We start from the raw sequence: 12057 nt of genomic DNA, 5'->3' as shown, positions 1-12057 counted from the left end.
CGCACATGATTCGTGCGAAGCGCGAAAACCGCCGCACGGGTTGGCGTTAGAAAGTCAGCGAGGGGCGTCGAGACGCCCGAGATCGACGGGATGGCGAAGGCGAAGCGTACTTTGGTACGCGAGGTTTCGCCATCGCGGCGAGATTGGGTGCCTCGACGCCCCGCAGCGTCGGCACCTTACGTCGGCCGGTAGGCCGACGTAAGGTGATTGATGGTCGACGCTTGGTAGCCGGCGCCGAAGCCGTTGTCGATGTTCACCACCGACACGCCCGACGCGCACGAATTCAGCATGGCCAGGAGCGCCGCCACGCCGCCGAACGACGCGCCGTAGCCCACGCTCGTGGGCACGGCGATAACCGGGCACGACGCCATGCCGCCCACGACGGACGCCAATGCGCCCTCCATGCCGGCCACGGCAACCACCACCTGCGCCGACGCGATGTCGTCGGCATGAGCCAGCAGGCGATGGATACCCGCCACGCCCACGTCGTAGAGGCGCACGACGTCGTTTCCCAGCACCTCGGCCGTGAAGGCGGCCTCCTCGGCCACGGGCAGGTCGCTCGTGCCGGCCGCTGCGATGACGACGCGCCCGTTGCCGTCGGGCGCGGGCAGGTCGCCCACGATGCCGAGGCGCGGCAGCTCGTGATAGGCGAAGGACTCGGCCGCCTGCGGGTCGGATTCCCGAAGAAGCGTCCGCAGCTCGTCGGCCGCCTCGAGCGACAGCCGCGTGATCAGCACGCGCTCCTGCCCGGCCGCGCGCATCGAGGCCACGATACCGGCCATCTGCGCCGGCGTCTTGCCGGCGCCGTACACCACCTCGGCCACGCCTTGCCGCATCCCGCGCTGATGGTCCACCTTCGCGTAGCCCAGATCCGTGAACGGCGCCGTTTTGAAGCGCAACGCCGCCTCGTCCGGGTCGATCGACCCTTCGGCCACCGCCGCCAAAAGCGCGCGCATCTCCCGTTCTTCCACTACCGGTCCTCCTCCGCCCCTTCGTTGGCGCCCGCATCTGCGAAAGCCGGCTCGGACGAGGGCGGTTCGTCGCTCAACGGCTCGTCCATCAGATGCGGCACGTTCCTGTCGGCAGGGCACGCCTCGCCCAATCCGTTGCCTACGGCCGCGTTGCGCGCGATGAACTTCGCGGCCACCTCCGGGGTCCTGGCCGCCGCGCGCAGCGACTCCGTCGTTATGCGCTCTCCCGGCTCCACGTACACGGCGAAGCACGAGAAGCTGGGTTTGCCGGCCGTGAACAAGCCGAGCTCGCGCGAGGCCGCACGCACGTCGTCTTTGCTCATGCCCGCGCGCCGCAGCGGCGACACCACGCCCAACTCGGCCAAAGCGCGGAAGCCCGGCCGACGCTCAGGATCGTCCGTCGCGTTCATCCCATCGGCCAGCACGTCGAAACCGTCGGCCTCCATGCGCTCTCGAATGGTGGAGAAGATGAAGCGCTTGCAGAAGTAACAGCGATCGGGCGTGTTCTCGCAGATCTCGTCTCGTTCCAACACGTCGACGTCGACGACGGTCAGCTCTGCCCCCTGCTCTGCAGCCAGGCGCTCGGCGTCGGCCGTCTCGCAAGGAGGCTGGAACGCCGAGCGCACGAGATAGGCCCTCACCTCGACGCCGGCCCGCTTCGCCGCGGCCACCAAATACGACGAATCGGTGCCGCCGGAGAACGCCACGGCCAGCCGCGGCGTGCGCGCGAAGAAGGCGTCGAGCGATTCGACGTCCACGTCCGGACCGTTCTCGATTTTGCCCATGACAGTGCATCCTTCCCGTTTTCGGTCGAAGACCGCCGGTCATCGTAAACCTTGGAGCACGCTCCAAGTCAAGCGCATGCGCGATTATTTCTCGAACAGCTCCGCCGCGCGCGCCAGCTCGCGCACGATGCCGATGTGCTGGGGGCACACGCTCTCGCACGTGCCGCAGGCGATGCAGCTGGAAGCCGGTCCGTCCGAGGCGTTCCAATCGTAGTTCTCCTGCGCGCGGTGCTCGTCGCCGTAGAGCGCGAGGATGTTGAGCGACGCAAGCGCCGCGGGGATGCGCACGCCCTGCGGGCACTCTTTCACGCAGTAGCGGCAATCGGTGCACGGCACCGTGGGGATGCCGTCGAGGATGGCACGCACGTGCTCGAGCGCCGCTCGTTCCTCGTTGGCGAGCGGACGGAAGGCGCGCATGGTGCGCACGTTCTCCTCCACCTGCTCGGGGGTGGACATGCCCGAGAGCACCGTGAGCACGCCCGGCAGCGAAGCCGCGAAGCGCAGCGCCCACGAGGCCAGCGGCGCGTCCGCGTCCGCGTTGCGCAGCACGTCGGCGGCGGCGTCGGGGAGCTTCACCAGCGATCCGCCCTTCACGGGCTCCATCACCACCACAGGCAGGTTGCGGGCGCGCGCCGTCTCGTAGCACTTGCGCGACTCCACGGTCTCGCTCTCCCAGTCGGCGTAGTTGATCTGCAGCTGCACGAAATCCACCTCGGGATGCGCGTTGAGCACCTCTTCGAGCACCGCCGCCTTGTCGTGGATGGAGAAGCCCAGATTGTGGATGAGCCCCTCGGCCTTCTTCTCGGCCAGGAAGTCCCACAACCCGAAGTCGTCGAACAGCTTCGTGCGCTCCTCGCCCAGGTTGTGCAGCAAGAAGTTGTCGAAATAGCCCGCGCCCGTCTGCTCGAGCGACGTGTCGAACATGGCGCGCGCATCGTCGGCGTCCTTCGCGAGCCATGCCGGCAGCTTCGTGGCCACCTGGAACGACGCGCGCGGATATCGGTTCACCACCGTCGCTTTGAGCGCGGCCTCGGACCTGCCGCCGTGGTAGCCGCGCGCCGTGTCGAAGTAGGTGAAGCCCGCGTCCATGAACGTGTCCACCATGCCGCAGAGCGTGTCGAGATCGATGGTCTTCTCGCCGTCCGCCCCCTCGATCTCCGGCAAACGCATGAATCCGAAGCCGAGCTTCGGAAGCTCGGTGTACGTGCAGGCCATATCTCGTCCTTTCCTTGCTCCCCCATGCAACGGCGGCTTCGAAACGAAACGTTCGCCGCCTCGATTGCTCGTGCCGCAACGCCTTCGGCGCGGCACGCCTTGAACAACCGAAATGCTACCGCAGAAGACCGCTGGGCCGCGATGGGAAAGCCCGTGCCCACATTGTCTTCACCGACGCACGACCGGGCCGGAAGCTCAGCTTTCCGGCCCGGTCGCAAAATGGCGACGCTCTCAACGCCGCTGGAACGCTTCTCGCAAAGCAAAAACTTCGCCCCTACCGCTCGGCAAGATACGCCTCGCCGAGTGTGTAGGGCACAGGCAATAACCCTTGCCCTGCGGAGCGTCCATCGAAAACGCACGTCTAGAGGCTTCGACGCAACTTCGCGCGCATCTTCACGACGCGGCTTGCCGCGCCGCTTCTCCTTCGGAAACAACCTCCTCACGCTTCATACGGCGATCGTTCTTCACGAACAGGAGCACGATCACGGCGGCGGCACACAGGGGCACCACGAACGTCAACGCCGCGAACTGATAGGTGGAGCCTGCTGCGATGGTGCCGAAGAAGGCCGCAATGAAGCCCCCGAGCTGGGTCACAAACGCCATGCCGGTGAGAGCGTAGTCGGTGGTAGCGGGATCCTGCGCCAAAACCGGGATGAGCGCGCGCGACATCGTGGGAACGAGCCCCGCGCAGAAGAAGCCCAAGAAGATGATGCTGCCCCAAGCGAGCGCCTGGTTCTGGGAGTTCGACCACAGCACGGTGGCGCACACCACAATGAGCAGGACGTACCCCGTTATCAGCATGAGCTTGCGCTGCTTGATCTTGTCGGCCAGAAGCCCGAACAGTATGCCGCCGGGAATCGTCGCCACCGCCGCCACCAGCGTCGTCATCGAAGCCGTGAACAGGTCCATGCCCTGCACGGTCTGGGCGTACGTCGGATAAAAGGTGTTGAAGGTAGGGTAGCTGGTGCACCACGCCAAGAAGCAGAAACCCACGGCGAAGGCGCTGATCGTATAGGCCCTGGAAGGCTTCCCCATCTTAGTCTTGGCTTGGCCTTTGGCGCGAACGTTCTCTGGAATAGCCGGCATCTTAACGAACGCCAGCACGAGCAAGGTGGTGACCACCTGCAGCGCCAACGATAGGGCAAAGATGGACTTCCAGCCGAACGCCGCGAACATCAGAGGCGTGGAGAGCGAGGCAAGCGCGACGCCGGGGCAGACCCACTGGGACCAGATGCCCATGACGAGCCCCTGACGCTCAAGCGGAAAGAGCCGCGGCATGATGTTGGGCCCGATCACGGCGATAAGGCCGAAACCGCAGCCCTGCACCGCGCGGGCGAAAATGAACAGGGCACCACTGTCCGCCAACAGCGCGAGCACGTTGCCCGCAATGGTCAGGACGGCCGCTATGACGATGGATACCTTGATGCCCACGTTGCGCATGATCCACGCGCCCGGATATGCCAGAAGCAGCCCTGTCAAAGTGAACACGGACATGATCCAGCCGGCGGTGTCCAGATCCATGTTGAACACGGAGCCTATGTTGGTGAGGATGGACGCGGGCATGAGCCACTGGTACACGCAGCAAGATCCGAACACGAACAACGACCAGAAGCATAACCATCGTTGCCTGTTGGTCAGCTCCCCTTCGACCACACCCCATCGTGCAGATTTGAATTTGCCGGCAGCCGGTATGGCTGGAGCAGTCTCACTCATTGCTAATCTCCCTTCCGCGATTAGAAGCAAAACTGTCTCTGCGCACCCCTCGCAAGCGCCCGACAGCGCAGAACGAAGCCCGGCGCTCCCCTGGTGCAACGGCACCAACGCCTGGACGATTCGATTATAGGAGGACGGCGCACCGTACCGCTCGCGCGGAAAAGCTATGGCCTATTCAAAAATGGAAACCTACGGATTACGGCGTTCGGATCGGTCGGACCTGAGCTTGGCGCATTGGCGCTCGAACTCCTCGGCCAAATCGAGCAGCGCCACCGTTTCGTTCGAGCGCTTCCACAGAGCTATGACGTTGAATTCCGGCAGCGCAGCGTCCAGGGGGATGAACGCGAACTCGTCGTCGGCGAAGTAGTTCCTGAGGTGCGCGAATTCGATGGCGGCGCACCCCTCCACCATCAACGACATGCGGATGCTGTTCAGATCCCCTATCAACCGCTTCTGGGTCACGGTTTCAAGGATGGGGCTGAGGACCTTCCTGATATGGCCCGTCTCGTTCGGCATAAATGACGTGCGCGGAACGATGATCTCCTCCCCGGCCAAGTCGCCCACACGCACGATCTCCCGACCGGCAAGGCGATGGGTGTTCGGGACGATGAGGCAGAGGGAGTCCCGGTAGAGGTTTTTCCAGGCGAACCGGTCAGGGTCGAATTTCTCAAGATCGGACGTGATGGCAAGGTCGATGCGGTTCTCGTCGAGAGCGCCCGGTATCTCATCGATCTCCATCGAAAGGTAGCGCACCTCGATGGATGGGTGTCGCTTCCCGAACGCCCGGATGGCCTTCGGCAGCACGATGGAACTCGCTCCGTACAAATAGCCCAGGTCAATGGGTCTGTCCTCGCCGTACTTCAAGTGCTCGACCCCTTCGAGCACCCCGTCGTAGCGATCGAGAACGTCCTTGCAGCCGTCGATGAACGTGCGTCCGATGCTCGTCAGATGGACGCCGTTCTTCCCGCGTAGGAATATTTCGATACCGAGCTCCTTCTCCACGTTGGCCACGTGCTTGCTGAGCACGGGCTGGGTGAGGTAGAAGCGCTGCGCGGTTTTCGTGAAACTCAGGGTTCTGGCAAGGTCGACGCATTCCCTCAGATTGTCGATGTTCAAAACAACCCCCTCCGGTTCCTCCCGCACGGACTCGCCCCCGTGCGCGGGATTGAGCCGATTATACGGGAAGCGGAATGGGTTATGCCATTTTCGTCGGCGAGAAGCAACGCACTCGGAAATAAACTGTGGCTGCAAGCCAAGGCCGCCAGGGCACGCCCGGCGAATCGGCGTAACCCGCCCGGCTCACGTCGATTCGCCGGATCGTTCCCGAAGGCGTGGGAACGGGCCGGAGCGTCCCCTCGCTTCGACCCCGCGCCGGCGCGTGCTGCGGCTTGCCGGCTGCGAAACCGGGAGGTTCAGCCACGTCCGCGTTCGGGCGCACCCGCCCGGTCTTCGCAGGGTCCAATCGCGAGAGAGAAGGGGGATTCGCCATGGCAGAAGCGCAAGCCGACGTCAAAAACGAGATCGAAGCCGACGTGTACGGTTCGTTCTTCGTCAAGGAAGACGCTAAGGAAGCCACGACCCAGGACGATGCCGAGGGGCGCGCATGGACGTGGAGCGAGGACGGTATGACCGTCATCAGGACCAACGCGCGCACCGGACCGGGGTGCCACCAGAACTGCGGGTTGTTGGTGTACGTGAAAGACGGGGTCATCGACCACATAGAGGGAGATCCGGAAAACCCGCATAACCAAGGCCGCCTGTGCCTTCGCTGCCTTGCAGCCAATGAGATGATCTACCACAAAGACCGCATCCTGCACCCCATGAAGCGCGCCCGCGAGGACCGTGGCAAGGACACGTGGGAACGCATCAGCTGGGACGAGGCGTACGACCTTATCTACGAGAACGTCATGGCGGTGGTAGAGAAGTACGGAGCCGAGTCCATCTGGGTGACGCAGGGCACCGGCCGCGACATCAACGGCTACGGCCCGATGCTCGCGCAGTACCTGGGAACGCCGAACTACGGCATGGGCTTCCTGTCCGGGCAGGCATGCTACGCACCGCGCCTGTTCAGCACGTCGCTCAAGGTGGGCGACATGTTCGTGTGCGACTACTCGCAGTTCTTCCCCGACCGCTACGACGACCCGCGTTTCGAGGTGCCAGAGTACGTCATGGTATGGGGCAACAACCCCGTCGTGGCGAACTCCGACGGCACGCTGGGGCACTGGATCGTGGAGTGCATGAAGCGCGGCTCCAAGATCATCTGCATGGACCCCAAGCTCACCTGGCTCGCGGGCAAGGCCGAGTACTGGTTCCAGCTTCGTCCGGGCACCGACTGCGCCCTGGCGCTCGCGCTGTCCAACATCATCATCCAGGAAGACCTCTACGACCACGAGTTCGTGGAGCTGTGGACGTACGGGTTCGACGAGTTCGCCGCGAGCATCGCCGACTTCACGGCCGAGAAGGCCGCCGGCATCTGCGGTATCGACGCCGAAAAGGTCACCGCATGCGCCCGCGCTCTTGGCCGCGCGCGGTCGGCGTGCCTGCAGTGGGGTGTTGCCATGGACCACACGTCCGAGGGCTTCATCACCGGTATGGCCGTGTTCGACCTGCTGGCCGTGACCGGCAACTACGAGAAACCGGGCTCGATGGTGTGCGGCCGCCCCTGCTTCGGCGTGGGCTCCACATGGATGTCCGACTTCACGGTCATCGAATCGCTTCCCACGCCCAGCTGGGCCGCCTCCGGCGACAAGCGCATGAACCAGGAGTTCAACGGATGCAAGGCCATGGCCGCCATCAGCCAGGACATGATGCTGAAGGCGCTGGAGACGGGCGAGCCCTACCCCATCAAGTGCGTGTGGATGCAAACGAACAACCCCATCGCCAACATGGGCGCCGAGCCGCAGCGGATACTGCCGGCTCTGCTGGGAACCGACTTCAACGTCGTGGTCGACCTGTTCATGACGCCCACGGCCATGGGCGTGGGCGACGTGTTCCTGCCGGCGGTCACGTTCGCGGAGCGCGCAGGCATCACCGGCCACCAGCCCTACCAGCTGGGCGCAGTGGCACAGTGCATCGAGCCTCTGGGCGAGGCGAAGTCCGACCAGCAGATCATCTACGAGGTGGGCCGGCGCTTCCACGGCGATGCGGCGGGCACCTGGAAGTCCGACGAGGAGTTCTACGACTTCTGCCTGCAAAGCTCGCCGTTTAAGTATCAAGACATCAAGGAGCGCACCTGGGCCTACCCGGAGTTCGAGTACTACAAGTACAAGACCGGCAAGCTGCGCCCCGACGGTCAGCCGGGCTTCAACACCGACACGGGCCGCTACAACTTCTACTCCATCGCCATGCAGAACATGGGGTACTCGCCCCTGTCGGCCTACGAGGAGCCGCCCGAGAGCCCGCGCTCCACACCTGAGCTTTACGAGAAGTACCCGCTCGTGCTCACGACGGGTGCCCGCCGTTGGAGCCTCTTCCACTCCGAACACCGACAGGCCCCCTCGATGCGCGCCATCCATCCTGGGCCACAGATCATGATCCATCCCGACGACGCCGCGCAATACGGCATCAAGGACGGCGACTGGGTGCTGATCGAGAACGAGTTCGGATCGTGCCGCGAGCAGGCGGAACTGTCCACCCGCATAAAGCGGGGCGTGGTGTCGGCCGACCACGGCTGGTGGTACCCCGAGCGCAAGGACCGCGCCGAGAACGACGGCACGGAAGCGGGCCTGTACGGCGTGCTGGAGAACAACATCAACAAGTTGCTGCCCATGCGGCCCGGCAAAACGGGCCTGGGAAACTCCTACAAGTCCCAGCTCTGCCGGATCAGCAAGTACGAAGGCTAGGTGAGGAAGATGAACGGACTGCTTATCGACTACGAATGGTGCACAGGCTGCCACACCTGCGAGATAGCCTGCCAGCAGGAGCACGGGTTCGCACCCGAGAAGCTGCTGGAAAAGGGGCGGATAGGCATCAGCCCCTACGAGATAGGTCCCCACGACCTGGGCGACGGCATGTACCAGTATGAGTTCCTGCCCGTGCCCACCGCTTTGTGCGACCTGTGCGCGGACCGCGTGGCGAAGGGCAAGGAGCCTACCTGCGTCAAGCACTGCCAAGCGGGCTGCATGCACTACGGAAGCGTAGAGGAGCTCTCCGAGAAGATGACCTCGAAGAAGATGGCCCTGTTCGTGTAGGACCCGATCGGTGCCCGGGAGTTCGCCCTCCCGGGCACCTTCCCGTTTTGCGGCGGCGAAAGGAGGCTTGCGAGATGTGCTACGTCTGCTCCATGTGCAACGCGTGCGGCAAAGTGGATCGCCTGCGCGAGATGAACGCCGTCTGCCCGGCGTGCGGCAAGCCTCGGGACGTCACCGACGGCACCTGCCCCCATTGCGGACATCAGCGCCCGCCCTACCCTGGCCCTGCCGGGACGCGCTATGCGGGCGAAGCGGCGGCAAGCATGCGCACGGAAGGCACGTGACGGGCTCGTTGGTTGGCGGCGCTTCAGCGTGCAATATCTTCTCGCGCGCCGTACGCGCGAAAAACACCGAGCGCGGAAGGCGCCCGTCTGCCATAATGGGCGTAAGCGCCTCGGCGGCCGCACAGGGTCCGCCTCGCAGGCGCCAGATCGCGAGCGCTTCGAGAGAAGGGGTTCACTATGCTGCATGAAATCAGCTTTCCATCGTCGAACGACCGAGACCAGGTGACGGGGTGGATCTACGTCCCCGCCTGCGAGCCCGAGGGCATCGTGCAGCTGGTCCACGGTTTCGGAGAGCACTCCCGCCGCTACTTCCACATGATCGTGGCGCTCATGGACGCTGGCTTCATCGTGGCGGCCGACGACCACGTGGGCCACGGCGCCACCGCCACCGCGAACGACACCTGGGGCGACTGGGGCGACGCGGGGCCGCACACCATGATGGAGGACGAGAAGCGGTTCAAGGACCTCGTGTGCGAGAAGTACCCCGACCTGCCCTATTTCATGTTCGGGCACTCCATGGGCTCGATGATCGCGCGCGACTTCAGCGCGAAGTACGGCGACGAGCTGACCGGCGCCGTCTACTGCGGCACCACCGGCATCTTCAAGAACACGCATGAGGTGCGCGCGAAGCTGGACGAGGCCATCGCCGCCGGCAAGGCGCACGAGAGCGACCCGGCCTTCGTGGGCGAGCTGATGGGCTGGATGTTCGCCCGCTGCGAGGAGGGCGCCCATCTGGGCAACGAGTGGATTTGCCACGACCCCGCCGTGCAGAGGGACCATGCCGAAGACCCGTTCGACGCCTTCACGCACCCCACCCACAACATCAGCTTGCGCGACTTCATCGACATGATGCTTTGCATCGAAGGTGTTGAGTGGGCCGAAAAGGTGCCCGCCGACCTGCCCGTCCTGTGCATCGCGGGCGACCAAGACCCCGTTGGCAACTACGGCGAAGGCGTGTACACGTGCGCGAACTGGCTCGCCGACACGGGCCACGAGGTGACGACGAAGCTCTACCCCGGCTACCGCCACGAGATCCACAACTACGACGACCTTAAGTTCGAGGTCGAAGAAGACCTCATCGGCTGGCTGCTGCTGCACCTGTAGACCGCGCAAAGGAGAATGCCCCAAAAGCGCCTGACCTCTTTTGGGGCATTCTGGTCATCGCAATCCGTAGGGGCGCTCTCCAGAGCGCCCGTTCGCGCAAAGCGCGAAAACGCGACCCGCGGTTGGTTTTCCGGCTTCGCCGGAACAGGCGCTCTGGAGAGCGCCCCTACGGAGCTCGCCCCTGCCGAGCGCACCTGACCTTCGGTTACGCGCGCTCGGCGTAGATGTCGGCGTTCACGTGCCACTTGCCATCGTTCTGTACAGTGACGTTCTGCCAATGGAAACGGTCGTCTTCGATGGAGGCGAACACCCATTTCCTGTTAGCGTCTTCAAGGTTGGTGAGGACGATCATGTCGCCTTGCTTCCTCGCCTCGAGTCGGAATATCTTGCCCGTGTAGCCGTAGACGACGTCCCACGCTCGCGTCTCGGGGTTGAAGATGCGCAGGGACGTGCCGCACTCAGTCAGGGGATGCGGCGTTTCAGTCCGCGTGGCGCGCGAGGGCAGGATGATGACGTCCTGGATGGCCATGCCCTCGAGGACCCACGCGAAATGCCACTCCCCTTCAACGGAGCAGGACAGGTTGCGGTCGACGTAGTCGACCTTCCAACTGCCAACGAGCTTCCCGAAGTAGTCGTATTCCTCAGGCAGCTCCGGACTCCTGCCGTCGCTCGCCAACGCCTCGATGAAACCGTCCATGCGCGAACCCTTTCCGTCGGGCGTTCCTACACGTTGAACTTGAAGTGCATGACGTCGCCGTCTTGCACCACGTACTCCTTGCCCTCCTGGCGCAGCTTGCCGGCGTCGCGGCAGCCCTTCTCGCCGTTCAGCTCGGAGTAGTCGGCGAACGACGCCGTCTCGGCCTTGATGAAGCCGCGCTCGAAGTCCGAGTGGATGACGCCGGCCGCTTGCGGGGCCTTCGCGCCAATGGGGATGGTCCAGGCGCGCGTCTCGGTCTCGCCGCTCGTGAAGTACGACTGCAGTCCCAGCAGATGGTACGCCTCGCGGACGAGGCGCGCGAGGCCGCTCTCCTCGAGCCCCATGGCCTCCAGGTACTCCTTGGCCTCGGCCGGGTCGAGTTCGGCCAAGTCGGCCTCCACCTTCGCGCAGATGGGCACCGGGGCGCACCCGTCGATCTCGGGCAGGTCGGCCGTGAGCTGGTCTTCGTCGACGTTGGCGATGTAGAGCATGGGCTTCATGGTCAGCAGGTGCAAATCGTGCAGCGCGACGCGCTCGTCGTCGGTGAGATCGAGCGTGCGAGCGCGGTGCCCCTCGTTCAGCCCCTCGTACACCTTCTTGGCGGCGGCGACCTTCGCCGCACCCGCCTTGTCGCGCTTGGCTTCCTTCTCCAGGCGCGGCAGCGCCTTCTCTAGCGTACCCATGTCGGCCAGGATGAGCTCGGTCTTGATGGTTTCCACGTCGCTCTGCGGGTCCACCTTGCCGGAAACGTGCACCACGTCCGGATCGCCGAAGAAGCGCACGACCTCGCAGATGGCGTCCGTCTCGCGGATGTTCGCGAGGAACTGGTTGCCCAAACCCTCGCCCTGGCTGGCACCGGCCACAAGGCCGGCGATGTCCACGAACTCGACGGTGGCCGGCACGATACGCGCCGGGTGGTCGATCTCGGCCAGGCGGTCGAGACGCGCGTCGGGCACGGGCACCACGCCTACGTTGGGCTCGATGGTAGCGAACGGGTAGTTGGCCGCGAGGCCGCCCTTGTTCGTGAGGGCCGTGAACAGCGTGGACTTGCCGACGTTCGGCAGCCCGACGATACCGATGGATAGCGACATGGGACTT

At 64.5% G+C, this 12057-nt stretch carries 11 protein-coding genes; 4 read left to right on the top strand and 7 right to left on the bottom strand.

All coding sequences use genetic code 11. From position 1 onward, the window contains the following. Positions 1 to 176: 176 nt before the first annotated feature. From larB to HCH03_RS07695, 5 genes are all read right to left on the bottom strand, one after another. The gene (larB, locus tag HCH03_RS07715; protein WP_221689027.1) at positions 177 to 971 is read right to left on the bottom strand and encodes a nickel pincer cofactor biosynthesis protein LarB; all 795 of its coding nucleotides are present in this window, start codon (positions 969 to 971) and stop codon (positions 177 to 179) included. Next, a complete protein-coding gene (locus tag HCH03_RS07710; RefSeq protein WP_221689026.1) occupies positions 971 to 1756 on the bottom strand; it encodes a 7-cyano-7-deazaguanine synthase in 786 nt (261 codons plus the stop codon). Before HCH03_RS07710 ends, larB begins: the two co-directional genes overlap by 1 nt. Before the next feature lie 84 nt (positions 1757 to 1840). Further along, positions 1841 to 2971 (bottom strand): aldo/keto reductase, encoded by a 1131-nt coding sequence (locus tag HCH03_RS07705; RefSeq protein ID WP_221689025.1) that lies wholly within the window; start codon positions 2969 to 2971, stop codon positions 1841 to 1843. A 393-nt stretch (positions 2972 to 3364) separates the two neighbouring features. Further along, positions 3365 to 4684, bottom strand: coding sequence for an MFS transporter (locus tag HCH03_RS07700; RefSeq protein ID WP_221689024.1), 1320 nt, complete (start codon positions 4682 to 4684; stop codon positions 3365 to 3367). A 189-nt stretch (positions 4685 to 4873) separates the two neighbouring features. Beyond that, positions 4874 to 5800, bottom strand: a complete 927-nt coding sequence (locus tag HCH03_RS07695) for a LysR family transcriptional regulator (RefSeq protein ID WP_221689023.1) — start codon at positions 5798 to 5800, stop codon at positions 4874 to 4876. 371 nt (positions 5801 to 6171) lie between these two features. On the opposite strand from HCH03_RS07695, the gene HCH03_RS07690 reads away from it, so the two are divergent. The 4 genes from HCH03_RS07690 (at position 6172) to HCH03_RS07675 (ending at position 10262) form a co-directional block, all read left to right on the top strand. Continuing rightward, positions 6172 to 8526: a molybdopterin-containing oxidoreductase family protein gene (locus HCH03_RS07690; protein ID WP_221689022.1), complete on the top strand. Its 2355-nt coding sequence runs from the start codon at positions 6172 to 6174 to the stop codon at positions 8524 to 8526. A 9-nt stretch (positions 8527 to 8535) separates the two neighbouring features. Further along, entirely contained in the window at positions 8536 to 8874 is a 339-nt protein-coding gene (locus HCH03_RS07685) for a 4Fe-4S dicluster domain-containing protein (protein WP_221689021.1), read from the top strand. A 74-nt stretch (positions 8875 to 8948) separates the two neighbouring features. Next, positions 8949 to 9158, top strand: a complete 210-nt coding sequence (locus HCH03_RS07680; RefSeq protein ID WP_221689020.1) for a hypothetical protein — start codon at positions 8949 to 8951, stop codon at positions 9156 to 9158. Positions 9159 to 9335: 177 nt separating this feature from the next. Further along, positions 9336 to 10262 (top strand): alpha/beta fold hydrolase, encoded by a 927-nt coding sequence (locus HCH03_RS07675; RefSeq protein ID WP_221689019.1) that lies wholly within the window; start codon positions 9336 to 9338, stop codon positions 10260 to 10262. A gap of 205 nt (positions 10263 to 10467) precedes the next feature. Here HCH03_RS07675 and HCH03_RS07670 read toward each other — a convergent pair whose 3' ends face one another. Next, on the bottom strand, positions 10468 to 10959 hold the full coding sequence (locus HCH03_RS07670) for a hypothetical protein (RefSeq protein WP_221689018.1): 492 nt from the start codon (positions 10957 to 10959) through the stop codon (positions 10468 to 10470). Between the two features lie 26 nt (positions 10960 to 10985). Further along, a complete protein-coding gene (ychF, locus tag HCH03_RS07665; RefSeq protein WP_185904845.1) occupies positions 10986 to 12050 on the bottom strand; it encodes a redox-regulated ATPase YchF in 1065 nt (354 codons plus the stop codon). Positions 12051 to 12057: the final 7 nt, after the last annotated feature.

The sequence above is a fragment of the Gordonibacter massiliensis (ex Traore et al. 2017) genome, assembly GCF_019731765.1.
GTDB lineage: Bacteria > Actinomycetota > Coriobacteriia > Coriobacteriales > Eggerthellaceae > Gordonibacter > Gordonibacter massiliensis.
The sequence above is the reverse complement of the archived record's forward strand: the minus strand, read 5'-3'. Positions and strand labels throughout refer to the sequence as shown.